This window comes from Saccharothrix sp. ALI-22-I (assembly GCF_001984175.1).
Lineage (GTDB): Bacteria > Actinomycetota > Actinomycetes > Mycobacteriales > Pseudonocardiaceae > Actinosynnema.
On sequence record NZ_MTQP01000044.1, the window covers coordinates 79,614 to 103,766 of the forward strand.

18 protein-coding genes and 2 pseudogenes are annotated in these 24,153 nt (G+C 70.4%); 9 read left to right on the forward strand and 11 right to left on the reverse strand.

Annotated elements, in window-relative coordinates:
- Positions 1 to 8 precede the first annotated feature (8 nt).
- Together ALI22I_RS07190 and ALI22I_RS07195 are read right to left on the reverse strand one after the other, a co-directional pair.
- Positions 9 to 704 carry a TetR/AcrR family transcriptional regulator gene (locus ALI22I_RS07190; protein ID WP_077004730.1) on the reverse strand — a complete coding sequence of 232 codons (696 nt, stop codon included), beginning with the start codon at positions 702 to 704 and terminating at the stop codon, positions 9 to 11.
- A 112-nt stretch (positions 705 to 816) separates the two neighbouring features.
- The gene (locus ALI22I_RS07195; RefSeq protein WP_083751506.1) at positions 817 to 2,862 is read right to left on the reverse strand and encodes a hypothetical protein; all 2,046 of its coding nucleotides are present in this window, start codon (positions 2,860 to 2,862) and stop codon (positions 817 to 819) included.
- Positions 2,863 to 3,016: 154 nt separating this feature from the next.
- Here ALI22I_RS07195 and ALI22I_RS07200 point away from each other — a divergent pair, with 154 nt between their 5' ends.
- The 7 genes from ALI22I_RS07200 to ALI22I_RS07230 all read left to right on the forward strand — a co-directional run bounded on the left by ALI22I_RS07200 (position 3,017) and on the right by ALI22I_RS07230 (position 15,650).
- Positions 3,017 to 4,132, forward strand: a complete 1,116-nt coding sequence (locus tag ALI22I_RS07200; RefSeq protein ID WP_077004706.1) for an ROK family transcriptional regulator — start codon at positions 3,017 to 3,019, stop codon at positions 4,130 to 4,132.
- 155 nt (positions 4,133 to 4,287) lie between these two features.
- A complete protein-coding gene (locus ALI22I_RS07205) occupies positions 4,288 to 5,241 on the forward strand; it encodes a carbohydrate ABC transporter permease (protein ID WP_083751510.1) in 954 nt (317 codons plus the stop codon).
- 13 nt (positions 5,242 to 5,254) lie between these two features.
- Positions 5,255 to 6,106 carry a carbohydrate ABC transporter permease gene (locus ALI22I_RS07210; RefSeq protein WP_077004707.1) on the forward strand — a complete coding sequence of 284 codons (852 nt, stop codon included), beginning with the start codon at positions 5,255 to 5,257 and terminating at the stop codon, positions 6,104 to 6,106.
- Positions 6,107 to 6,138: 32 nt separating this feature from the next.
- Positions 6,139 to 7,449, forward strand: coding sequence for an ABC transporter substrate-binding protein (locus ALI22I_RS07215; protein ID WP_077004708.1), 1,311 nt, complete (start codon positions 6,139 to 6,141; stop codon positions 7,447 to 7,449).
- 3 nt (positions 7,450 to 7,452) lie between these two features.
- Positions 7,453 to 11,613 (forward strand): glycoside hydrolase family 38 C-terminal domain-containing protein, encoded by a 4,161-nt coding sequence (locus ALI22I_RS07220; protein WP_077004709.1) that lies wholly within the window; start codon positions 7,453 to 7,455, stop codon positions 11,611 to 11,613.
- 319 nt (positions 11,614 to 11,932) lie between these two features.
- On the forward strand, positions 11,933 to 13,999 hold the full coding sequence (locus ALI22I_RS07225; RefSeq protein WP_077004710.1) for a HEAT repeat domain-containing protein: 2,067 nt from the start codon (positions 11,933 to 11,935) through the stop codon (positions 13,997 to 13,999).
- Positions 14,000 to 14,123: 124 nt separating this feature from the next.
- The gene (locus ALI22I_RS07230; RefSeq protein WP_077004711.1) at positions 14,124 to 15,650 is read left to right on the forward strand and encodes an outer membrane protein assembly factor BamB family protein; all 1,527 of its coding nucleotides are present in this window, start codon (positions 14,124 to 14,126) and stop codon (positions 15,648 to 15,650) included.
- A 174-nt stretch (positions 15,651 to 15,824) separates the two neighbouring features.
- Here the strand turns inward: ALI22I_RS07230 and ALI22I_RS52200 are convergent, their stop codons facing one another.
- A complete protein-coding gene (locus ALI22I_RS52200) occupies positions 15,825 to 16,106 on the reverse strand; it encodes a hypothetical protein (RefSeq protein WP_077004712.1) in 282 nt (93 codons plus the stop codon).
- A 206-nt stretch (positions 16,107 to 16,312) separates the two neighbouring features.
- Here ALI22I_RS52200 and ALI22I_RS07240 point away from each other — a divergent pair, with 206 nt between their 5' ends.
- A complete protein-coding gene (locus tag ALI22I_RS07240; RefSeq protein WP_202970834.1) occupies positions 16,313 to 17,737 on the forward strand; it encodes an alpha/beta hydrolase in 1,425 nt (474 codons plus the stop codon).
- A gap of 551 nt (positions 17,738 to 18,288) precedes the next feature.
- On the opposite strand, the gene ALI22I_RS07250 is transcribed toward ALI22I_RS07240, so the two are convergent.
- Together ALI22I_RS07250 and ALI22I_RS52205 are read right to left on the reverse strand one after the other, a co-directional pair.
- Positions 18,289 to 19,149, reverse strand: a complete 861-nt coding sequence (locus ALI22I_RS07250; RefSeq protein ID WP_238598173.1) for an oxygenase MpaB family protein — start codon at positions 19,147 to 19,149, stop codon at positions 18,289 to 18,291.
- A gap of 421 nt (positions 19,150 to 19,570) precedes the next feature.
- Positions 19,571 to 19,938, reverse strand: a pseudogene (locus tag ALI22I_RS52205) (MmyB family transcriptional regulator).
- Positions 19,939 to 20,355: 417 nt separating this feature from the next.
- Between ALI22I_RS52205 and ALI22I_RS07265 the strand changes: the two are divergent.
- Entirely contained in the window at positions 20,356 to 21,162 is an 807-nt protein-coding gene (locus tag ALI22I_RS07265) for an aminoglycoside N(3)-acetyltransferase (protein WP_077004716.1), read from the forward strand.
- Between the two features lie 243 nt (positions 21,163 to 21,405).
- Here ALI22I_RS07265 and ALI22I_RS55460 read toward each other — a convergent pair.
- From ALI22I_RS55460 to ALI22I_RS55465, 6 genes and pseudogenes are all read right to left on the reverse strand, one after another.
- Positions 21,406 to 21,603 (reverse strand): annotated as a pseudogene (locus tag ALI22I_RS55460) (winged helix-turn-helix domain-containing protein); the annotation flags it as partial.
- 79 nt (positions 21,604 to 21,682) lie between these two features.
- A complete protein-coding gene (locus tag ALI22I_RS07275) occupies positions 21,683 to 22,003 on the reverse strand; it encodes a YbaY family lipoprotein (RefSeq protein WP_077004717.1) in 321 nt (106 codons plus the stop codon).
- A 4-nt stretch (positions 22,004 to 22,007) separates the two neighbouring features.
- Positions 22,008 to 22,265 (reverse strand): hypothetical protein, encoded by a 258-nt coding sequence (locus ALI22I_RS07280; RefSeq protein ID WP_077004718.1) that lies wholly within the window; start codon positions 22,263 to 22,265, stop codon positions 22,008 to 22,010.
- Between the two features lie 14 nt (positions 22,266 to 22,279).
- A complete protein-coding gene (locus tag ALI22I_RS07285) occupies positions 22,280 to 22,468 on the reverse strand; it encodes a hypothetical protein (RefSeq protein WP_077004719.1) in 189 nt (62 codons plus the stop codon).
- Positions 22,469 to 22,480: 12 nt separating this feature from the next.
- Entirely contained in the window at positions 22,481 to 23,443 is a 963-nt protein-coding gene (locus ALI22I_RS50505; protein WP_179118135.1) for a M12 family metallopeptidase, read from the reverse strand.
- 590 nt (positions 23,444 to 24,033) lie between these two features.
- Positions 24,034 to 24,126 (reverse strand): hypothetical protein, encoded by a 93-nt coding sequence (locus ALI22I_RS55465; RefSeq protein WP_443216875.1) that lies wholly within the window; start codon positions 24,124 to 24,126, stop codon positions 24,034 to 24,036.
- Between the last annotated feature and the right edge of the window lie 27 nt (positions 24,127 to 24,153).

Here is a 24,153-nt window from a genome sequence, read left to right on the forward strand (position 1 = left end):
CGAGATCCTCAGGGTGTCTGTGGTGCGGGCCGTGCGAGTCGGATCATGGCGCGGTAGAGCGCGGTGTGGCTCGGGGCTTCCGGCATTGGCGGGAGAGGGGCGCCGGGGGTGGCGTAGGCGCGGAGGATGTGTCCGACCAGGCGGCGCCAGGCGTCGGGTGCGTCGTCGGCCGTTGCGGCGATGACGCCGGCGTTGGCCATGAGGAGGATGACCAGGTCTTCCGGGGTGAAGTCGTCCCGCAGGTGTCCGGTGGCCTGGGTGCGGGTGATGAGTTCGACGAAGCCGTCGTAGGACTGGGTGCGTCGGGCTTCGAGGGCTTTGGCGGCGGGGAAGGTCATGGTCAGGACGTCGGCGAAGCCGCGGTCGGCGGCCTGCATGGCGCAGACGGCTTCGATGTAGCGGGTGAAGCCGTGCCAGGGGTCGGGGTCGGCGAGGGCCTCGGTGGTGGCGGTGGCGTAGGCATCCATGCGGTCGGCGAAGACGGCGGTGATGAGGTCTTCGCGGGTGGCGAAGCGGCGGGACAGGGTGGCTTTGCCGACGCCGGCCTCGCGGGCCACCGAGGCCATCGAGACGCCCAGGCCTTCGGTGGCGTACAGCCGGCGGGCCGCCGCCAGGATGCGGTCGCGGTTGCGTCCGGCGTCCGCGCGCAGCCCCGGTTCGAGCTGCCGGCTCGGGGTTTCGGCGGTGGTGCCGGGCGGTGTCATGCCCACACTGTACCGAAGTGGAACAGCCTTCCCGTTTTGCGCTGACACTGGCGTCGCAAGGAAACGGGAAGGCCGTTCCACTTCGCTCGAAGGTCCCGCACCACCGGACAGCTCACCGACCAGGCCGCCGTCCGCTGGTCCGCCAGGGCGAGAGCACGTCGACCGCGGTCACCCGCAACACCGGTTCGCCGTGCGCGTCACCGGCTGGATGACCGACGAGCGCGGTGAACGCCGGCGTCCCGATCAGCACGCCCTGCTCTGCCTCCGCCACGGACACCGGCATCGGGGTTGCGTCCGGTCCGTAGCACAGCGCGAAGACAACGCGGCCGTGCGGCGTGTCGGAAACCGGTTCGGCCAGGACGTGGTTGGTCGCGACGACACGCTGCCAGCCGGCGTCCGGGTTGCCGTACCCCCTAGGGTCGTCGCCGAGCGCGAAGGCCACCTGTTCCTGGGTCAGCTCGACGGTCTGCGTGCTGTTGACGTACGCCAGGCCGTCCGGCGGGTTCACCACGCGCAGGGCCGCTCCCGCGCTGATCGCGAACCCGTCGGAGAGCAGAACGCCTTTCGTCGTCAGCACTTCGCCCGGCCGGCCCAGGTCGAACGGCACGCCACCGGGTTCGGCGACCGTCCGGATCCGGCGCTGCCGTTCCCCTTCCGCGGTCGCGTACGGCAGGCCGGCCAGGAACGTCAGCTCGACGTCGGCGGGCAGCGCGGCGCGGTCGAGCACCGCTGCCACGTACAGCCGCTCGCCGTCGGACACGTACAGCTGTTGCACGGCGAGCATGACCTGGTCCCTGGTGACCACGGCCTTGGTCACCAGTTTCGCGCCGAGCCCGCCGCCGGTCGTGTCGCGCACGCGTACGGGTCCGAGCGGGCGGGTGAGCAGCAGCGTTTTCCCGTCCGGGTACCGGACGAGCGGACCGATCCCGTGCTGGTGGTCCACCACCGACTCGATCACCGCGGTCGAGGCCGCGTCGACCAGGTACGGGGTGAGCTGCCCGGTCAGCGACACCGACACCCGCCCGTGCCGCAGCGAGTAGCGCGTGTGCACCGGTTCACCGGTGGTGTCGCGGTACCACTCGTGGTCGTCCTGCCAGAACCACACGGTGGTGAACGCGAAGTGGCCGCTCGCCACGCCGGGTGTGGTGGCGCAGTAGTAGGCACCGCGCCGGTCGCCGAGGTAGCGCCCGAGGTCTGCCCGGATGCGGCCGCTGAAGAACCGCAGCCCAAGCATCCCTTCGCACCCGCTGTGCTGCTCGCTGTACCTGGGACCGCCGAAGTCGAAGCCGCGGGCGGACAGCCGGCACTCCAGGTGCCGGGCGATCTCGTCGCCGTCGTCGAGGAAGCACTGCTCCCCGCTGACCTGGTGGGCGCGAGCCAGGAAGGTCAGCGAGATGGGCAGGTAGTTCTGGTCGTGGCCCGCGCCGTGCTCCACCGGCAGCCGCAACCCCCGGTCGGTGATCCGCTTCGACCTGACCTCGCTGTGGTACAACGCCATCGACTCGTCCACTATGGACGTGTCGGCGAGCAGTCGCCCCAGCGCCAGACCCGCCACCACGGCGCCGATCGCCTGGTTCGCCGTCTGCTGCGGGTTGAACACGCTCGCCTCGGTCAACCACCGCCAGAACCCGGTCGCCACCTCGGCGAGCTCGGTGTACCGCGCGTCGGTGAACAGCCCCCGGCCGAGTTCCAGCACGTTGACCGCGTGCAGCATGGCCCACACGGTGCTCGGCCAGTCCCCGAAGGGGTGTTCCCCGGCGCCCAGCACGTACCGGGCGTACGGCAGGCCGCTGTGCCGGACCCGGTGGAACAGCTCACCGGGGTTGTCGGTCCGGAAGACCCGTTCGGACAGCACGAAGTCCAGGCCACGCCGAGCCGCTCCGACCAGTTCGGCGTCACGTCGATCACCGCGGTGCCAGGCCAGGCACAGCAACGAGAGCACGCCGAGCGACATGTCACCGACGTCCTCATCGGCGGCCGGGTCCTCGAAGTTGCCGTCCGGGTGTTGGCGGGCGATCGCCGCGGCCACCGCGTCGGCCAGCACCGCGCGCAGCTGTTCGTCGTCGTCGGGCAGGTTGTGCACGCTGGCGTGCTGGCTCGGCAGGTACACCGCGGGGGTCATCGCGAACTCCAGGCCGGTGATCCGGGAACGGACCACTGTGGAACCGACACCGGTGGTGTGCGTGGGGTGGAGCGCTCCTTCCCGCTGTTCTCCTGGCGAAGCGGCTGGGACCCGCCGTGTTCGTTAAGCAGTAAACGTACGACCACGCTCCGCTGTCAAGGTATACGGTGCCAACCATGGTGGGCCGACCATGGTGGCGTTAGCGCTGTCCGACAGCGCTCGTGAGGTGTTCACCGCGCTGGCGGCGCTGCGGCGGGCCACCCGGCCGCAGCTGGCCGCCGCGTGCGAGCTGTCGAAACCGACAGTTTCCACGGCCGTCGCCGAACTCGAAGCGCTCGAACTCGTCGAGCGCGACGGCACCGCGCACGGCGCGGCCGGCCGGTCGCCGGCGCTCTACCGACTCGGCCCGGCCTCCGGGTACGTGCTGGCCGTGGACCGCGGCTCCACCCGGGTCGCCTACCGCGCGGCCGGCCTGGACGGGCGCCTGCTGGACCAGGACCACACCGACGAGCCCGACTCCGCGCGCGCCATGGTCCGCACCGCGCTGCGCAGGCGTGCCCGCAGCGGTCCGCTGAGGGCTGTGGTGGTCGCGGTCTCCGATGTGGTCACGCCGGCGGGCCGCCGCGCCGACCCCGTGGTCGACCAGCGGATTCGCGCCGCGATCGACGGGCTCGGTCTGCCGCGCCGGGCCAGGGTCAGCGCCGAGAACAACGTCAACTGCGCCGCCGTCGCCGAACTGCACGCGGGCACGGGCGGGAGCCGGGACACGTTCGTCTACCTCCAGGTCGGCGTGGGTATCGGCGCCGGTCTGGTGGTCGGCGGTCGGCTGCTGCGCGGCGTGAACGGGGCCGCTGGCGAGGTCGCCCGGCTCGCCTACCCGTGGGCGGACGACCAGGCCGCCCGCCCCGACGCGTTGGAGGCACGTCTCGGTTCCCCCGGCCTGCTGCGCCGCGTGCGGGCCAGGTGGTCGGCCGCGCACGGCCCGGTGCCGGACAGCGCGGCGGCCCTGTTCGAGCTGGCCGGGCGGGGACACCGGTTGGCGGGCGAGCTGGTGGCCGAGCACTCCGGTGAGGTGGGCAGGCTGGCCGCGTCGATCAGCGCGGTGCTCGACCCCGGCCTGATCGTGCTGGGCGGCGGTGTCGGCGGCAACCCGTTGCTCACCGAGGGCGTCGCGGCCACGCTCACGAGGTTGAGTTGGCCGACCGAGGTGACCGTGAGCAGGCTGGGGGAGCGGGCCACCGTGCTGGGGGCGACCCACCTGGCCAGGGAGCAAGGCGTTCTGGCGGTGACCTTGACAGCCGTGTGAGCGGTTCCTACAGTCTCGGCAAGCGCTTTCCTGTTCCCTGGGACGGACACTGGAACGGCGCCGTGCGTGGGGCTGGACGAAGTCGGACACCGACTCGCGTCCACCCGTGCCAACGGCAGTCCAGCAGCGACGATGACGTCCCAGGAGTGAAGCCCATGTCGGAGAACGCCGGCCTCGCCGTGCTCGAACCGCCCGCCACCGCGCCCGGCCCCCCGGTACCCGCGCGCAAGCGGAAGCGGCACAAGCACAACAAGGCGGGCTACGCCTTCCTGGCCCCGTGGCTGATCGGCATCTTCGGCCTCACCCTGATCCCGATGGTGTACTCGCTGTACCTGTCGTTGACCAGGTTCAACCTGCTCACCGATCCGCAGTGGACCGGGTTGGACAACTACGCCCGGCTGCTGTCCGACGAGCGCTACCTGCAGTCGATCAAGGTCACCCTGCTGTACGTGGTGACCTCGGTGCCGCTGAAGCTGATCGCGGCACTGCTGGTCGCGGTGGCGCTCAACCGCGGCCTGAAGGCGCTGGGGTTCTACCGCGCGACGTTCTACCTGCCGTCGCTGCTCGGCGCGAGTGTCGCGGTGTCGGTGATGTGGCGGCAGATCTTCTCCCGCGACGGCCTGCTCAACGATTTCCTCGCCCTGTTCGGCATCCGGGGCGCGGACTGGATCGGCGACCCCCGGTACGCGATGTGGACGCTGGTGCTGCTGGCCGCCTGGCAGTTCGGCACACCGATGCTGATCTTCCTGGCCGGGCTCAAGCAGTTGCCGCAGGACCTGTACGAGGCCGCGGAGCTGGACGGCGCGGGCCGGTTCCGGGTGTTCTTCTCGATCACCCTGCCGCTGCTGACGCCGATGGTCTTCTTCAACCTCGTGTTGGAGACGATCAACGCGTTCCAGACGTTCACGCCGGCCTACGTGGTCTCGGGCGGCCTGGGCGGTCCGATCGACTCGACCCTGCTGTACACGCTCTACCTGTACCTCAGGGGCTTCGGCAGCATGCAGATGGGTTACGCGTCGGCGATGGCGTGGGTGCTGTTCGCGGTGATCGGAGCGTTCACCGCGCTGTACTTCTGGTCCGCCCGCCGCTGGGTCAACTACACCGACTGAAAGGGGATTCGCGATGACCACGACCGCCAAGCCCCGCCGGCGCGTGAAGTACCACTGGCGCGCGCACACCCTGCTGCTCGTCATCCTGCTGGTGATGATCTACCCGATCGTGTGGTTGGTCGGCGCGTCGTTCAAGCCGGAGAACCAGATCTTCACCACGATCAACCCGCTCCCGTTCGGCTTCACCATCGCCAACTACGTCAACGGCTGGACCGCGACGGGCACTTCCTTCACCGTCTACCTGTCCAATTCGCTGACCATCTCGGCCTGCGTGGTGGTCGCGAACCTGGTGTCCTGCTCGCTGGCGGCGTACGCGTTCGCCCGGCTGGACTTCGCGTTGCGCCGCATGTGGTTCGCCCTGATGCTGGGCACGATGATGCTGCCGTTCCAGGCCACCCTGATCCCGCAGTACACCATCTTCTACGAGCTGAACTGGATCAACACGTTCCTGCCGCTGGTGGTGCCGCACCTGCTGGCCTACGACGCCTTCTTCATCTTCCTGATGGTCCAGTTCATCCGCGGCATCCCGAGGGAGCTGGACGAGGCCGCGGCCCTGGACGGCGCCGGTCACGTGCGGGTGTTCGTCAGCGTCATCCTGCCGCTGATGAAGCCCGCGCTGATCACCACCACCATCCTGACGTTCATCTGGACGTTCAACGACTTCCTGCGTCAGCTGGTGTACCTGTCGGACAACACCCGCTACACGGCGCCGCTGGGCCTGAACTCGTTCGTGGACAAGGCCAGCGGGTCCAGCTACGGCGGGATGCTGGCGATGTCGGTGGTCACCCTGGTGCCCACGGTCGCCGTCTTCCTCATCTCGCAGAAGCGCCTCGTCGAAGGCATGGCGAACACCGGTCTCAAGTAGTCCTTCCACCGCCAGACAAAAGGGAGCGGCACATGTCCGAAAACCTGTCCAGGAGGGGGTTCCTCGGCCTGACGGCCGGTGGACTCGCCGCGACCGCCCTCGCGGGCTGCGGCTTCGCCCCGCCCGACAACGCGGGCTCGTCCGCCAACTCGCTGGTGTTCCGCTGGTGGGGCGGTGAGGCCCGCAACAAGGCGTACCAGGAAGCGCTCAAGCTGTTCACCCAGAAGACCGGCGTCACGGTGGAAACCCAGTACTCCGGCTACGACGGCTACTTCAACAAGCTCAACACCGAGTTCGCGGGCGGCAACCCGCCGGACATCTTCCAGATGGACACCGCCTTGGTGAGCACTTACGCGGCCCAGGGCGTGCTGACGGATTTGTCCGGCTACGTCCCGGACACCATCCACCTGGACACGCTGTACTCGGCCGTGCGCACGGCCGGCACGGTGAACGGCGTGCCCTACGGCGTGCCGTCGGGCTCCGGTTTCGCTCCGATCCTCTTCGACAAGACCCTCTTCGAACAGGTGAAGATCGCCCCGCCGACCGACGACTGGACGTGGGACGACTTCGGCGTGATCGCGGGCGAGATGTCGAAGGCGCTGGGCGAGGGCAAGTACGGTGCGCTGGACGCCTCCAAGGACGACTCCGGGGCACTGCAACCGTGGCTGCGGCAGCGCGGCAAGGACCTCTACACCGCCGACGGCAAGATCGGCTTCGCCACCGACGACCTGACGGAGTGGTTCACCTTCTGGGCCGGGCTGCGCGCGTCCGGCGCGATCTGCCCGCCGGAGATGCTGTCCAGCACGGACTCCGCGACCGGCAACCACCCGCTGATCGCCGGGCAGATCGCGATGACCACCGGGTGGGGGCTCGCGCAGATGCAGCCGTTGACCCAGCACACCCTGGATGCCGTGATCGTCCCGCGCGGCGCCAACGGCAAGACCGGACAGGCGCCCAGCGGCGGCGTGCTGCTGTGCATCCCGGTCAAGAGCAAGAACCCCGACGCCGCGGCCAAGCTGATCGACTTCTTCGTCAGCGACACCGACGCCATCAAGACCATGGGCATGACGCGCGGCATCCCGCCGTCGGACAAGGCGTTGGAGATCCTGCTCCCGTCGTTGAGCGGGTGGGACAAGAAGGACGTCACCCACGGCCAGTACGTCGCCCAGGAGGTCGCGAAGGACGGCCTGGCGAGCGCACCCACCGCCCCGCCGGGCTACAGCGACGTCAAGACCGCGCTGGACGCCATGGCCAAGCAGGTCGCGTTCGGCCGGATGTCCATCGCGGACGCCGTGAGCCAGTTCTTCCGCGACGCCGAGGCCGCGCTGGCCGGCGCCAAGTAGCGCATGCGGATCACCAGCGTCCAGGACACCGACCTGTTCGTCGGGTCGACCTCGGCACCCCGCCAACTGGTCCGGGTGGGTATCGCTGGGCCGAGGTCGGGACCGGCGCGGGTCCGCGTCGTCGGCCCGATGGTGCGCACGCCCGAGCCCGCCGCTGTGGCGGCCGGTGCGGACGAGATCGTCGTCGAGGTCGGCGTGACCTTCGCCGCGCCGACGAGTGAAGGCGTCCCGTACCCGGCGACCGTGCTCGTGGAGCCGGCCGCCGGTGGCACGGCGGCAGCTCATGACACGACGGTCACCGTCGCGGAGACGGGGTGGACCATGTGGATGATCTCGCACTTCCACTACGACCCCGTGTGGTGGAACACCCAGGCCGGTTTCACCGAGACCTGGCTGGACCTGCCCGGCGCGCAGGAGAAGCGGATGCCGTTCCAGCTCTCCGCGTTCGACCTGGTGCGCGCTCACCTGGACGCCGCACGGCGGGACTCGGACTACCGGTTCGTGCTCGCCGAGGTGGACTACCTCAAACCCCACTGGGACGCCTTCCCGGAGGACCGGCACGACCTGCGCCGGTTCCTCCGGGACGGGCAGGTCGAGATCGTGGGCGGGAACTACAACGAGGCCAACACCAACCTCACCCACCCCGAGTCGACCATCCGCAACGCCGTCTACGGCATCGGCTACCAGCGGGACGTGTTGGGCGCCGAGCCGCGCACCGCCTGGATGCTCGACGTGTTCGGGCACGACCCGGCCTACCCCGGCCTGATGGCCGACGCCGGCCTCGATTCCAGCGCATGGGCACGCGGGCCGTGGCACCACGTCGGAGCCAAGCGGCACACCGGGGACATCACCCGGATGCAGTTCCCGTCGGAGTTCGAGTGGATCTCGCCGAGCGGCCGCGGAGTGCTCACCGCCTACATGGCCGACCACTACGTGGCGGGCTGGGACATCGAGCGCAAGGCCACGCTGGAAGAGGCGATGGCCGCGGCCTACCTGCAGTTCAGCTCGCTGCGCCGGGTCGCGGCCACGCGCAATGTGCTGCTGCCGGTAGGGCACGACCACAACGTCCCGTCCCGGTTCTGCACGGAGATCCACCGGGAGTGGAACGCGCGTTACGTGTGGCCGCGGTTCGTCGTCGGCCTGCCGCGCGACTTCTTCGCCGCGGTGCGCGGGGACGCCGTCGACCGCTCGGTGGTGTTCAGCCCGCAGACCAGGGACATGAACCCCGTCTACACCGGCAAGGACGTCTCCTACATCGACACCAAGCAGGCCCAGCGCGCCGCCGAGGTGTCCGTTCTGGACGCCGAGCGGATGTCCGTCCTGGCCGGGTTGATGGGCGCCCGCTACCCGGCCGAGGCGTTGGACAAGGCGTGGCGCCAGCTCGTCTACGGTGCTCATCACGACGCGATCACCGGCACCGAGTCCGACCAGGTCTACCTGGACCTGGTCAACGGGTGGCGGGAAGCGGACGAGCTGGGCCGCGAGGTGCTGGGCGGTGCGGTGGACCACCTGGCCGGGCACATCGACACCGCGGGCGCGGGCGTTGCCGTGATCGCCGTCAACACCCTGGCCTTCACGCGGGACGCGGTCACTTCGGTGACCGTCCGCCACCCCGTTCCGGGTCACCGCGGTGCCCGCGTCGAAGACCCGGACGGCCTCCCGGTCCCGGCCGTGACCGAGGCCGTGGTCTGGCACCCGGACGGCACCCTGGCTTCGCTCACGCTGAGCTTCCTGGCCCGTCAGGTACCCGCGACCGGCTACCGCGTGTACCGCGTGGTGGACGCCGACACGATCCCGCCCTCGTGGACCGAGCGACCAGGCCTTGCGATCTCGAACGAGTCCTTCGCGGTCGAGGCCGATCCCGCCCGGGGCGGGGCGTTGTCGACCGTGTACGACCGGCGGGCCGGACGCGCGCTGGTGCGGCACGGCGGCCTGGCGGGTGAACTGGTGGTGCAGGACGAACACCCCGTGCACCCGGTGTGGGGCGAAGGCCCGTGGCACCTGCTACCCACCGGCCCCGGTCAGGGCGTCGGCTCGGCCTCCGCCGAGGTGCGCGTCGAGACGAGTCCGATCGGCGAACGCATCGTCAGCCGAACGGCCCTCGGTGACCTGCGGATCACCCAGCAGACCACGCTGTGGCACGGGCTGCCCAGGGTCGACATCCGAGCCTTCGTGGACGGTTCAATCGGGCAGGACCGGCTGTTGCGCGCGAGGTTCGCGTTCGACGTCCCCGGTGCACTGCCCGTGGCCGAGGTCGGCTTCGCCGCCGTTGGCCGGTCGTTCGGCTTCCCGGACGTCGACGCCGCCGAAAACCTGTGGACGCTGGACAGCCCGGCGCACACGTGGGCCGGCTTGTCGAGCATGGTCCGGTTGCGGTTGCGGCACTCCGACGGCCAGGTCCAGCAGCACGCCATCGGCGTGGCCGAGCTGGTCACGGCGGAGGACGGTCGTGCCGTGATGGCCGCACTGGTCGCCAAGGGGGTCACCGCCACGTGCACGCCTCAGCGGGGACCGAGGTACGGCGCTCTCGACGCCGATTCGAACCTGCCCGATGTGCGCATCGTGCTGGGTGACAACGACTTCGCCGCCGACGTGCTGGACAGCGCCGACGCCGGCTACCGGGAGGCGTTGGCCGCCAACGGCCGGGTGTTCGTGCCCGCCGCACGCACCCGACTCGAACAGTGGGTGCCGGACGCGGACCTCCGCGGGCCGCGTGATCTGCCGGTGCTGATCGTCACCGACGTCGACGACCTGATCGACGACCTGGGCGACGCGTGCGTCGAAGTGGACGTGCCCGCCGGGCTGGCAGGCACGTCGGAACCCCTCGTGGACTACTCGGTGGCCGTGGTCAACCGGGGCACACCCGGGTTCGTCGTGGCACCGGACGGCACGCTGCACGTGTCCCTGATGCGGTCGTGCAGCGGTTGGCCGTCGGGTGTGTGGATCGAGGGAGAGCGCCGGACCGCGCCGGACGGGTCCAGTTTCGGCTGGCAGCACTGGTCGCACACGTTCGAGCTGAGCCTGGTCGCCGGGACCGGGGACTGGCGGCGGTCCGGCTTCGCCCGGTCCGGGCAGGACGTCAACCACCCGATCCGGACGCGCCAGGTCAGCTCAAGTCCCGGCCCTCTGCCGCGCGAACTCGGCCTGATGTCGGTATCACCGCCTGACGTGCTGCTCACCGCCGCCAAGGCCGCCGGCAACCCCCTCGCCTCCGGCGCTCCGGCGGACACCGGATCGGACATCACCGTCCGGCTGTACGAGACCACCGGAACGCCGGTGACCGCGTCCGTCTCCCTGTACGGCGGACTGGTGGCAGCTCATCGTGCAGACCTGTTGGAGGAACGCAACCTCTCGCCACTGACTGTCCAATCCGGACAAATCAGTGTGGACTTGACGGCCGCCGACGTCGCCACGCTCCACCTCGTACCCGCCGGCGCGCGGCCTCCCACCGGAGTCGAACTGGCCCGGTCCACCGAGCCGGTGCAACCGGTCTACACCCGCTACTGGCGGCACAACGCAGGCCCCGCGCCGATCGGCAACCTGCCGCTCAGCGTGCACGTGAACCCTTCCCGCCTCCAGCTCCAGCCCGGTGCCGCCGGTCAGGTCCGGATCACCGTCAGTTGCTCGGGCCGACCGGCTTCGGGGCGCGTCGAGTTCGCCGACCGGGAGCCGTTGTCCTACGGCCTCGCGGCCGGTGAGTTCGCCGAGTTCACGGTCCCGGTGGTGGCACCGGAGACGGTGGGTCGTCACCTGCTCGCCGCCCGCGTCCGGGATCACCTCGGCCAGGTCCTGGAGGACACGACCGAGATCGTCGTCGGTTCTCCGGCCGAGGTGGACTTGGTGGACGTGCGCCTCGATGCTGACGTTCTCGAACTCGTCCCCGGCGGCCGGAGCTCGTTGCCCGTGTCGTTGGCGAACCGTGCGCAGAGCGACGTTCGCGGCGAGGTCACCGTGATCAGCCCTTACGGCACATGGGGCGACGAGATGAGCATCGGCCCGAGGGCACAGGCGTTCGAGATCCCGCCCAACGGCAAGATCACCGTGCCGGTCCTGGCCACGGCCGCCGGCACGGCTCGCCCCGGTTCTCACTGGTGGGCCCTCGTCCGAGTCGCCGCCCACGGTCGTCTGCACTACACGCCCGCCGTCCGCGTCACCGTGCGATGACGCCGGGCGTTCGTGCCGGCGCGGTCGTCTCGACCGGCTGGCGCGGAAACGCCTGCTGTCGGTGGTGGCGAACGTTCGGCGGTGGCGAACGTTCGGCGTTGCCGACCTCCAGGCGCCGACGGCCGCCGTAGTGGTAGGTCTCGCCTGGCGTGAGAAGCAGGCGAGCAGAAACGCGTCCGCGACCAGCACGGGAGCCATGACGCGACCCGTCGTGTCCTCGACGCCGCCTGCTCGTGCTGCCGGAGACCTTCGCCGTGGGATTCCTCGCCCATGGTGATTCGCCGCATTTGTGGTCTCTCGGCATCGGTAGTCTCGCCCGGTGGTCCTCTTCACCGGGTTGGATGACATCGACTGGAGCGCGCTGGAGCACGCCTACGGGCCTGCGACCGAGGTGCCGGACCTGTTGCGGGGATTGGTGTCCGACGATCCGGCGGTCCGGGAGTGGGCGTTGGACGGCATGCACGGCGCCGTGCACCACCAGGAGTCCGTCTACGACAGCACCGTCGCCGCGATCCCGTTCCTGCTGGAGTTGGTGGGACACGCCGGACTGCCGGGGCGGGCCGACGTCGTGGAGTTGCTGGCGAGCATCGGAGATTTCGACGAGGAGGACGCGGAAGACGAGGCGCACGAGTTCGGGGACGTCGAGCGGCAGGCGGTCGAGGCGGTCACGGCGGCGTTTCCGCTGTTCCTGAACGTGCTGGGCGATCCGGACCCGGCGGTGCGGCGGGCGACGTGCGGGGCGTTGCTGGTGTGCCGCGCGGAGGCCGCACGCGTGGTTGACGCACTGAGCGAGCGGCTGCTGGTCGAGACCGACGCCGATGTGCAGACGGCGATCGTGAAGGCGTTCGGAACGCTCGGCGTGCGTGCCTCCTCGGGGCGGTTGTCCGAGCGGTACCTGGCCGCGCGGCTCACCGATCTGGTCGCCGACCACCCGGATTCGACGGTGCGGGTCGCCGCGCTCACCGAACTGGCCCGCTGCGCCCCGGACGCGCTTCCGAGTGACCTGGTCACCGTCGCGCTGGACGTACTCACCAAGGTCTACGTCGAGGGCACCCCCGGTCCGGAAGCCGCCGGCTTCTCCACTCCCACACTGCTCGGCGCCCTCCGGGAACGGGCCGAGCAGCAGGCGGCCGGTCGGCGCGCGCCCAAGGCGTTCCCGCTGCTGGCCGGGCTGAGTCGGGCGCTCGACGACCGGGTCGAGGACCGGACCACGCTGCTCGTCCGGCTGCTGGAGGCCGCGGACTGGGAACAGCGGCTCGACGCCGTCGGCGTCGCGCGCACGTTGGTCGAGAACTGGCGCGGCGACCACCGCGACTTGGTCCGGCTCATCGGGGACCAACTCCTCGCCCCGGAACCACGCCTGCCCTCGGCCGCCGCCACCGCGCTGCAACACCTCCACGGCGTGGCCGAGCCCGCCGCCGACGCACTCGCCCGCAGCATCGACGCCGCGCCACGGGAGGCCGCGCACACGAGCGAGGACGGACCACCGGCGTGGATCACGTTGTGGCCGTCCAGCCTGCCCAGCACCGGGCCGACTCTGCGCGCCTTGGCCGCTTTGGGTGACCCGAGGGCGTTGGCGCCGGTGCGGTGGGCGCTCGAACGCCCGGAACCGCCGTCCGACATCGGTCACGTCGTCCGCGCGCTCGGACCGTCGGCGGCCGAGTTCGTGCCGCTGATCCGCACGCGGCTGCGTGACCTGCCCGTCCCGGAGGGGCACGACTCCCGCCGCAGCGGGCTGATCACGGCACTCGGTGGTCTGGGCAAGGCGGCGGTCCCGGCCGTGCCGGACATCGTGGAGCGCCTGCCGGACTTCAGCGCCCTGCACGCGCTCGGCGCGCTCGGACCCCATGCCGCCGAGGCCGCCCCGGCGCTGCGCGCTCTTCTCGACCACGACGAATCGTCGGTGGCCATTCCCGCGGCGATGGCGTTGTGGCGAGTGGAAGGCGACGCGGACCGTGTGCTGTCCGTGCTGCTGCGCCACATCGACGACCGTGTCGAGGCCGTGGAGGCGATCGCCGAACTGGGCCAGGCAGCCGCCGCACACGTCCCCGCGCTGCGCGCGTTGTTGCACAAGCCGGACCCGAACGGTTGGCTGCGCCTGCACGTGGCGGAGGCGTTGTGGCGGGCGACCGGCGACGCCGACGCCGCGCTCCCGTTGTTGACGTCGGCGTGGGCGGACAACGTCTACGTCCGCCCGCCCGCCGCACGCTGCCTGGCCGACATGGGCCCGGCGGCCGAGCCGGCCGCACCGTTGTTGCGCGAGGAGTTGGCGCGACGCCGGCGGCACGGGTCGCAGGACGACAGGTGGAGCAGCGACCTGGTGCGTGCCGACGAAGAGCTGGTGCGCGTGTGCAAGGACGCCCTGGCCGCGATCGGTACCCGGTAACACCCGGACACCACGAGTCGTGCACCCGCCGGCCGGGAACCGTGGCCGGAAGCGACCGGCTCCTCATTGGTTACGTGGCACGGGGTATGGGGAACGGGTGGGGTTGTGGTCGCGTCGTAGTGCCGTGTTGCGGTACATGGTCCTCGCGGGTGCCGGGTGCGCCTTGGTGTCGTTGTTCGTGCCGCGTGAGCGCGCTCGGGTTGAGGTGATCGACTACCCGTACCTGCTGTTCGTCGTCGCCGTCGGGGTGGCCGCGTACCTGGTGATCTCCGGGCGGCGGTGGGTGGGTGTCGCGCTGGCGGGCGTGGTGTTCGTGCTCGCGGCGGTGGCGGTCGGGGTCGACGTCGCACACGGGCTGCCCGAGGCGGACTTGCCGCTGCTGGCCGTCGGGGCGTTGGCGGTCGCGTTCGGTGGGCTCTCGGCCGGATCGTGGCGGGTGCGTCCGCTCGGCGTGCTGGGTGTGGCCGCCGTGGTCGGTGCGGCGGTCGTCGCGCCGGATGCGGTCGAGGCCGCGGCCGTGCGGTCGGAGGTGCGCGGGGCGTGGGCCGAGCCGCCGCGTCCGGTCGTGGAGCTGGCCGCCACGAAGCGGTGGGAGTGGCAGTCCCCGGCACGGGTCGTGGGCCTTGCGGCGGCCGGGCACGGGGTTGCCGTCGGCACGGAGGACGGCGCGGTCGTCGGGCTCGACGGGACGGACGGTCGGCCGCAGTGGCGTTACGCGAGGTCGGGCGCGTTGCTGCTGTCGGTGTCCGCGTCACCGGACCGGCGGTCGGTGCTGGCGTTGTTCGACCGCGACCAGCAGCCACCGCGGCGCCTGCTGGTCGGGCTGGACGCCGACACCGGGACGCTGCGGTTCGAGCGGGCGATGGAGGGACGTGAGCTGGGCAAGAACCTGTTCGTGGGTGCCACCGCGGTGGTGACCGCGGACAGCGGCGGCGTCTCGGCCGATGACCAGGCGACCGGTGAGGAGCGCTGGCGTTGGTGGCAACCCGACGGGTGCCTGGCAGACGTGGCCGGCACGGGTCCGGCCGGGGTGAGCGTGGCGGTGTGGTGCGAGGACCGGCTCGCCGTGCTCGGGTTGGCCGAGGACACCGGGCGCGAGTTGTGGCGGCACACCGTCACCTTCGAGCCCGAGCGGCGGGCGAACCGCCAGGTGGAAGTGGTGACGACCACCGACGGCTCGGTGGCGCACGTGCGGATGTACGGCGACGAGTTGCCGCCGGACGCCCTGACCGACGCGCTGGTGGACGTCGCGTCCGGGCGCGTGACCCGGTTGGTCGACCCGCCGGCGGCGGTGGAGGTCGGGTACGGCCCGGCGCCGGTGCTGCGCGACCGCGAACGTGACGCGCCGGTGCACGCCGTCGATCCGGCCACCGGGCGAGCCGTGCCGCTCGACGAGGCGAACTGTCCGCTGACCCGTGCCGCCGTCACGACCGCCACCCGGTTCGTGCGGTTGTGCTCGACGCCCAAGGGCGAACTCTCCGTTTCCGCGCAGGGCTTGGACGGCAGCGCTCCCGTCACCGCGGCGCTTGCGCCGATCGACGGGTTGACCTTCGGGCTCAACGCGTACTTCGTGCCCGCGCCGGGTGCGTTGGTGATCGGTGCGCCGGGCAGCCGTGACCGGCCGGGGCTGGTCGTCGGCTTCGCGCCGTGACGGTCCAGAGGCGAGGCGACTGACCGGCTCCTGATCGTCAACCAGCGGGTGAGGCCCAGGTCGTTGACCAGTCGGTCCTGCAGCAGCCATTTCGCCTGGTCGGCCAAGCCGTTCAGTCTTTCCTCGGCGTTGCTCAGGGCGGTGAGGCGGTAGTCGGTGAACGGGGATTTGCCGTCATCGCCGCTCGATCCGCGTCGGGTGTGCCAGTTCGGTCGCGTCGCGCAGCGCGGCCTTCATCCGCTGCGCGCCCTCGGGGCCGTCGTTGAACTCGGGGGTGAGGCTTGCGGGGTCGGCCGTGGGCGGGGCACCGCCGGGGGTGGCGGCCGCGATCTCGTAGCCGGCACTGCTGTGGTCCGTCGGCGGGTGGACAGCCGTGACGATCGCCGGCGCCGGCCTGAGCTGCCTCGCGCTCGTGGTGTGGGCGATCGGACGTCGTGGCCCGCTCGTGGTCGCCACGTCACCCGCTCCTACCCGACGTGGAGACTAGTACCTTCCAGGTATCAAGCGTTTGACGCGCCTCACCGATCCCGGCGGTTTCGTCCAGGTCGGCGACGGGCCCTGGCGCAGGTGGGGCTTGCCCTACCAGCCGGCGTGGGGCTCACCGGATGGGCACCGTGCGCGGGGTTGGGAATCCTGACGTCATGCGAAGAACTCTCGGTGCGATGACGCTGGTGATGGTACTGACCGGACTCGTGACGCCGGTGGCGGCGGCCACCGAGTCCACTGTGGAATGGAGGTCGTGCCCGGCCGCGGCGGGGCCGCTGGACCCGCGGCAGGAGTGTGCGACCGTGTGGGTGCCGCTGGACTACCGAAAGCCCGGCGGGGAGTGGATCTCGCTCGCCGTGTCGCGTATCCGTACCGCCCGGCCGGAGTTGCGCCGTGGGGTGCTGCTGTTGATCCCGGGCGGCCCCGGCGGTTCTGGTCTGGCCCGGCCGAGCACGCACGGCTCGCGGCTGCCGCAGGAGGTGCTCGATCGGTACGACCTCGTCGGGTTCGACCCGCGTGGGGTCGGGCACAGCACGCCGGTCTCGTGCGATCTGGAGCCGCGTGACATCGAGCCGACGGCGTTCCTGCCGTGGCCGGGGCCCGGGGGTGACATCTCCGGCACCGTCGGGCGGGCCAATCGGGTCGCGGAGGCGTGTGCCCGCAACGGTGGTCCGGTGATCAGGACCATCACCACCCGCAACGAAGCCAGGGACATCGACCGGATTCGCCGGGCGCTCGGCGAGTCGCGGTTGTCCGCCTGGGGCACCTCATACGGGACCTACGTGGGCGCGGTGTACGCAACGATGTTCCCCCGGCGCACCGACCGGATCGTGCTCGACAGCAGCGGCGATCCCGATCCGCGCCGGGTGGCACGTGGCTGGCAGGCCAACTTCGCCGTCGGGGCGGAGGACCGCTTCCCCGACTTCGCCTCGTGGGCCGCCGCCCGTGACGCGAACTACGGTTTCGGCTCCACGCCTCAGGCCGTGCACGCCACCTACCGGCGTCTGGCCGGGGAACTCGACCGGAACGCGCGGCCCGGCCTCACCGGCGCCGTCCTGCGTGCCGTCATGTTCAACTCGCTCTACGCGGACGCCGCGTTCCCGCAGTTGGCCGCGTTCATGCAGGCAGCGTTGACCGGGGGACCGGTGCCGCCCATCCCGGTACCGCCGGCCGACCAGTTCCGGAACCTCGTCTCCGTGCAGGCCGCCACCGCGTGCAACGACGTGGCCTGGCCGGGGCCTGAGCACGACTACGCGGGGGACGTCGCGCGCAACCGGGCGGCCTACCCGCTGACCGACGGCATGCCGGTGAACGTTCAGCCCTGCGCTTTCTGGCCCTACCCACCGGCCGAGCACCCGACCCGGGTGACCGCCCACGGCCCGAAGAACATCCTCATGATCCAGAACCGCCGTGACCCCGCCACGCCGCTCGCCGGCGCCCTGCGCATGCGCAGCGCACTCGGCGACCGCGCGAGGATCGTCGTCGTCGAGTCCGGCGGCCACAACGCCTACGTGGCCAACGGCAACGCCTGCGGCGATCAGGTCGTCACCGACTTCCTCACCAACGCCACCAGACCGAGACACGACGTGACCTGTCCCTGATATCTGATCAGATGGTCATCTCGTCATCCGCACGCGGAAGCGGTGCACAACGATCTTCAACGCTGGAGGTGGTCATTCGGCGGCGTCACGGTCCCCCGGGTCATGTCGCTGCTGCCGGAGCGGATCCGGCACGTGGTGCTGCTTTCGGCGGTGGTGCCGGAGGACGGCACCCGGGTACTCGACCAGATCGACGCGGACGTGCGCACCTCGGTGGAGGCGGGCATCGCCGGCGGCGTCTACACCGTCGGCGTCGACGCCGCCAGGTTCATGCTGTGCAACGACGCCGACGAGGAGCAGTCCGACTTCATCCTCCGCCGAGTGGTCGACGATGCCGCCGCGTTGCTGACCGAAACCGTTGACCTGAGCGGTTACCGGCTGTCCATACCCCGGACGTATGTGCAACTCTCCCAGGACCAGTGTTACCCGCCCGACTTCCAGGCCAAATCGGCCCAGCGGACCCTCGCCGAGGTCACCACGCTCGACGCCGGCCACATGGCGGACCGGCCCGAGCTGGGTCCCGCTTCGTCTTCGGACGCGATCAGCGCCGCTGGTCAGCTCGCGCGGTGCTCTGCGGGTGGCAGGGCCCATCGGACGGCACTGGTGACGCCATGGCCCGCCAGTCGAACCGCGGTGTGCTCCAAGACCGGCAGGAACGGCAACCGCAACGGCAGACGCGTCCACACCGGCAACGACGCCATCGCGGCCGCGCCCACCGCCGCATAGGGCACCCGCACCGCCAACGGCAGGGGTGGCGTCACCAGGAGGAACCGGGCGGCTTCGCGTGCCTCCCGGGTTCCCCGCAGTTCGGGCCGGAACGCCGCGAGCCGCGAAGCCAGGGCCGCCACCGTGGTCGGCGGGTCGGGCACGCCCAACGCAGCCCCGATCCGCGCCACGTCGGCCACGTAGGCGTCGCACTCCTGCGGCGTCAGCCGCCGAATCCCGTAGCGCTGGTGGCAGCACAGGAAGCTGTCGACCTCGGCGACGTGCACCCACTCCAGCAGGTGCGGGTCGGCGGCGTGGTAGGGCACCCCGTCCCTGGTGGTGCCGCGGATGCGCTGGTGGATCGCGCGCACCCCGTCCACGGCACGCTGCGCGTCCTCGGCCGTGCCGAAGGTCGTGGTGGCCAGGAACAGGCTGGTGCGCTGCAACCTGCCCCACGGGTCGGTGCGGTAGTCGGAGTGCCCGGCGACGGCGGCCATGGCCACCGGGTGCAGGGACTGCAGCAGCAAAGCCCGCAGACCGCCGATGAACATGGCCGCGTCGCCGTGCACCCGCCGGATGGGCCGGTCCGGGCCGAACCAGCGGGGACCCGGCGCGTGGTGGATGCGGGCGCGGCGAGCCTCGCCCTCGGGCCCGGCCACGCGGCCGAACACGGCGTCGGCGACGTAGCGCCGCAGGGGTAGCAGATCCACCGTCGTCACCTCGGTGCGGAAGGGGATGCGACCAACGCGACCAACGTATGCGATCCGGCCCGTCATTGCGCGGCGCCCGTGCCGCCGACCCCCTGCTACAAGGGGGAATCCTGCCGATCGGCGCGGGAGCGGTCGACGGCCTGCTGTCACGTGGACGCGGTGTGTCATCGTCGGTGGCGCCGACAGCGCGATGGTTTCGGTGTCGCGCTGCTCCGCCGACCCCCGTGAACGCATGTCCGCCCGTCGCGGTAGGCGTGCCTACGCGAGGTGGCCGGGCGGGGTGCTAGTTGTTTTCCGTGGTAGGTCGAGTGCTGCCTGCGGCTTCCTGACTGTAGGCGGGGTCGGTATGAGGCCGGCGGGCGAACTCTTGGGTGGCCGCCCAGCTCGCGAGGAGGGCGAACTTGTCCGCAGAAGGAGAGCTTTACTCGACGCTGTAGGTGCAGATGGACAGGCCTGGTTCGCCGGGTAGTTCGAACACGTCGAAGGTGATGTCGATTTCGCCGACTTCGGGGTGGCGGTAGATCTTCTGGCCGGTGCGGTGCTCGTGCACGTCCTGCTCGGCCCAGTCCGTGCGGAACTGTGGACTGAGCGTGGAGAGCTCTCCGATGAGTGCGGTGAGGTCCTGGTTGAGCGGGTCGCGTCCGGCTGCGAATCGGAGCATTGCGGCGGTCATGCTGCGGGCAAGGGCCAGTCGACGTAGAAGTCCCGGGCGCGGGGGCAGAGGAAGATGAACCCGGCCAGGTTCGGCTTCTCCGCCTCGAAGTGCGGGGCGAACAGCGCGCGTCCCATGAGGTTGGACGAGATGAGGTCGTGCTGCGCACGCTGTCCGAGGCGCTGCGGAGGTTGCCGCGTTCGAGGTGGGTGTAGTAGTCCAGGCTGACGCCGGCGAGCATGGCGACCTCTTCGCGGCGCAGGCCGGGCACGCGCCGTTCACCGCCGAAGTCGGGCAGTCCCCATCACCTGCTCCTGACCCCCGCTCTTCCCACGACCACACGCCCTGCCAATGCGGCGCAATCCGTTCCGACAAAACAGTGGCCTAAAGTGCCCGTTTCCGAACCGAGGTGAGTGGAGGGTTCTTCCGACCGGTTGGCCGACCACCGGGCGACCTCGACGTCCCCCCATCGCGACGCGGCGGCGGTCGAGGGACGAGATCCGGGCACGAAAATGACGTGGCACGGGAACGGGGCCTCTCCCTACGATGTGCCGATGCCCAGGACACCCGCCGGCCCGTTGTGCACGCGGGAGTCGATCGCCACCGAACTCGGCCGGGCGGGTCTGCGCCCCGGTGAGACGGTTCTCGTGCACTCCTCGCTGAGTTCCCTCGGCTGGGTCTGCGGCGGGGCCGACGCCGTCGTCCTCGCCCTGCTCGACGCCCTCGGCGACGACGGGACGTTGGTGGTGCCCACACACTCTGGCGACAACTCCGACCCGGCCCGGTGGCAGTACCCGCCGGTGCCCGAGGCGTGGTGGGACGACATCCGCGCGTCGATGCCGCCGTACGACCCGCGCATCACACGTACGCGTGGCGTCGGTGTGATACCCGAGGTGGTGCGGAACTGGCCCGGGGCGGTCCGCAGTGCCCACCCGCAGACGTCGTTCGCGGCGATCGGGCCGCGCACCGCCGAGGTCGTGGCCGGTCACGACCTCGACTGTCAACTCGGTGAGCGGAGTCCGCTCGCCCGGCTGGAAGAGCTGGGGGCGCGGGTTCTCCTGCTGGGCGCGGGCTTCGGGTCCTGCACCGCGTTCCACCTGGCCGAGTACCGGATCCAGGCGCCGGAGGTCGACAACTCCTTCGCGATCAGGACCCCGCAGGGTCGTCGCTGGACCACGGTCCGTGACATCTCTCCCGACGACGACGGCTTCGAGGAGCTGGGCGCGGCTTTCTCCGAGGCACGCCCGGTGCGGCACGGCAGGGTGGGCGCGGCGGTGACCCGACTGTTCTCGCTGGCCGACGCCGTCGCGTACGCCGAGGTCTGGCTGGCGGCCCGCCGGCGGCACGTCGACCCGGCCTGACACGAGACCGCCCTCGACGACCGCGACGCGTCCTCGGCCGCCGCGCGGGCCTCGGCTTCGGCACGACCGCCGCGGCAGGCCGCGTCCGCCATCGTGGAGATCCACATCTCGGCGACCTTCGCCGCCTTCCGCCGCACCGCTTCCGGGCGCCGCTGAGCGGCAGGGTGTCCAGCACGCACGACAGGACGCCGCCGCCGTAGAACTCGCTGATCCGCTCGGCCATGCGGGTGATCCCGTGCGGTGCAACAGATACGACATCCCGCGCAGCGTGTAACGGGTGCGGAACATGCGGGCGATCAGATCGGAGACCCGGGCCAGGGTCCAGCGCTGGTCCTCGCCGAAACCGTGCGCCGCGGGGCCCTGTTCCAACGCCTCGGCGAGCCGGTCCAGGCGCGTCCCGTCCAAGCGGCAGAACGATTCGCCAGGTCCTTTCGAGGCCAACGCCGCACGGCCGCCGGCACGCCATCGCGGCGCCGCACGTACACCGCGTTGGGGTGTGCACGATACCGGTGTGCACCGTCTACACCGGTTCGACGGGAACGACCATGTGAGGTGACGGTGGCAAGGCGGTGGTGCTGATCAGGTCACCGGTGTGGACCCGGTTCTCACCGCGCAGGTCGACGTGGGCGGCCACGTTCAGCGTTCCTCCGACGTCGGGGACGTCGAGGTGGAACGGGAGGTGCTGCTCGCCGGTGTCATCGCGTAAGACCTCGCCGCTGTACTCGGCCTTCGTGACCGCAGGGGCGTCAGCGAGGGAAACGTCGTACAGGCGCACCCGCAGGACCGCCCGGCCGAACGCGGGCGTGCCCGCGGGAATCGCCACGACTCCGGTGATGCGCATCTGTCTAGTTCAGCACGGCGAACCGGGCTTCGAAGTCGACCGGGCCACCGGTGAGGTTGCGGACCACGATGAAGTACTTGATCAACCCGGCGGCCTGCCGGTCGACCTGTACCTTCCACTCGATCTGCTCGGCGCCGTCGACCATCGGCCATGTCGGCACGACCAGCCACACGACCCGCCAGTCCTCGGGCCAACTGTGGGTGGACCAGCGCTGCGACGTCCCGCCGGGCACCTGTCCTCGGAACTGCACACCAAGCCGCATCGGGATCTCCCCCTTCAGTTTGTCGGGGCGGGTGCGGGACCCGCGTCCTCGGCCTCCGCCAGGTTCGCCGGTACTCCGGTGACAGCGGTGTCGCCGCCCTGCGGCGCGACCCCGCCGTCCTGGGCCGGTGCGATGAGCGAGTCGATGACGATCAGCTCGTCCAGCGACGCGGGTGCGGCCCCGCCGTCGAGTTCAGCACTCATGTCGTACTCCTCTCAGAGTGCGTCCGGCGACCAGCCGAGCACGTCGAAACGAGCCTCGACGTCGACCTGCCCACCGGTCAGGTTCGTGATGACGAGGAAGTACTTGAGCAGGCCACCGGACTGACGGGTGACCTGCACGGTCCACTCGATCTGCTCCGGGCCGTCGACTGCGGGCGCGGTGGGCACCACTGTCCACACCACGTACCAGTGCGCGGGCCAGCTGTGGCTGAACCAGCGCTTGGTCGTGTTGGCGGGCACCGAGCCGGTGAACTGCACACCGCGGAACTCCGCAGCCGGTTCGAGGTCGCGGTACATGAGCCGCACCGCCGCACAGTCGCCAGGACTGAGGCCTTCCCGTTGGCCGATCTCGACGTTCTGCGCCGGGGTGATCGTGTCCCGCGTGGTGTCGATCGCGAATGCCCGGCGCGGGTAGTGCATGATCGAGTGGTAGTCGTACGGCCCGACGTCGTCGCCGTCGGTGATGTGCTGGTTGAAGTTGTGCGCGTTTTGCTGCTGGATGTTCGTCCAGTTGATCGTTACGAACGCGTTGCGATCCTCCCGGCTCTGCTCGTGCCACAGGCCGACACTGTGCGCGATTTCGTGAATCGTCGCCCCGGTCTCGCAGCCGGCGGTCAGCGTGATGTTCTGCTGGTTTCCGCGCATGCCGACTGGTGAACTGCAGTTGCCACCGGGCTGGAAGCGAATGAAATTTCGGTGGTCCGCATTGGCCGGGTTGCGGGGGATCAGTCGAATGCGGGTGTTGAGTTCCCAGTGCGCGACGGCGTTGTGCACGCGGGCCTGGTCCGGCAGGTTCTGGTCTATCTCGAAGGGCACCCGTCCACCCGGCCAGCGGAACTGCTGGCCAGGTATGATCACGCTTTCCGGGTGGACGTCGCCTTCCTGGACGAGGGTGAGCACGATGTCGCCTTCGATCATCGGTTCGCCGTCGACCATGGTGTACTGAACGGCTTTCACGCCTTCGGTCTGCGTTTGGACCAGGCCTGTTCTGGGTTCGGCGCCGACGCGAAACTGGCCGCTGCCGGTCACTTCGCCGCCGGGTTCGGTGGGTGGCGTCATCGTCCCCTCCCGTCGTAAATGGACGGACGAACAAGTCTGATCCCCGAATCGTCGGCATCGCTAGGGGCGAACGCCTCTACGCCGTAAGTTACTTCGTTTGGGTGACCCTTGATCGGTTGAACATCTGTGCCCAGATCTCTTCACCCGCCGTGGGCGAGTTCCGCGTGAGTGTGGCGAGCTGTTCTATGAGGATCGGATCAAGGCGTCCTACCCGATCCACCCGAACTCCCGACACCGACCACTGGCCCGGATCTTTCATGGGGACGCTGACCTGGACTGATGCGGTGGTGATGTCTGGTTTTGTGGGCTTTTTTCGTGTTCGGGGTGGGCGACATGACCCGGTGTCGGCTGGGAGTGCCGCCGGATTCCACTGCCCGGTTTGAGGGACACGATCACCTGAGCGTGCTCTCGAGCGGGTGTCTGCACTGTTCTACCAGCGACGATGTCTTTCGGGCGGCACCGGGCTTCTGGTTGTTTGTGTTGTCGGGTCAGGGGTTGTCAAGTGTGTAGATGCGGGTGGTGTTTTCGTTGGCGGCGGTGGCGAGGAGTTTGTGGTCTGGGCTGAACGCGACCGTGGTGATCTTCGCGGTGTGGCGGAGGCGTGCCTG

Bases quoted from the DNA above. Each gene is read 5' to 3' on its own strand.
- ALI22I_RS07190 (WP_077004730.1), bottom strand. From the start codon at position 704: ATGACACCGCCCGGCACCACCGCCGAAACCCCGAGCCGGCAGCTCGAA.
- ALI22I_RS07200 (WP_077004706.1), top strand. From the start codon at position 3,017: ATGGTGGCGTTAGCGCTGTCCGACAGCGCTCGTGAGGTGTTCACCGCG.
- ALI22I_RS07205 (WP_083751510.1), top strand. From the start codon at position 4,288: ATGTCGGAGAACGCCGGCCTCGCCGTGCTCGAACCGCCCGCCACCGCG.
- ALI22I_RS07210 (WP_077004707.1), top strand. From the start codon at position 5,255: ATGACCACGACCGCCAAGCCCCGCCGGCGCGTGAAGTACCACTGGCGC.
- ALI22I_RS07215 (WP_077004708.1), top strand. From the start codon at position 6,139: ATGTCCGAAAACCTGTCCAGGAGGGGGTTCCTCGGCCTGACGGCCGGT.
- ALI22I_RS07220 (WP_077004709.1), top strand. From the start codon at position 7,453: ATGCGGATCACCAGCGTCCAGGACACCGACCTGTTCGTCGGGTCGACC.
- ALI22I_RS07240 (WP_202970834.1), top strand. From the start codon at position 16,313: ATGACGCTGGTGATGGTACTGACCGGACTCGTGACGCCGGTGGCGGCG.
- ALI22I_RS07265 (WP_077004716.1), top strand. From the start codon at position 20,356: ATGCCCAGGACACCCGCCGGCCCGTTGTGCACGCGGGAGTCGATCGCC.
- ALI22I_RS07275 (WP_077004717.1), bottom strand. From the start codon at position 22,003: ATGCGCATCACCGGAGTCGTGGCGATTCCCGCGGGCACGCCCGCGTTC.
- ALI22I_RS07280 (WP_077004718.1), bottom strand. From the start codon at position 22,265: ATGCGGCTTGGTGTGCAGTTCCGAGGACAGGTGCCCGGCGGGACGTCG.
- ALI22I_RS07285 (WP_077004719.1), bottom strand. From the start codon at position 22,468: ATGAGTGCTGAACTCGACGGCGGGGCCGCACCCGCGTCGCTGGACGAG.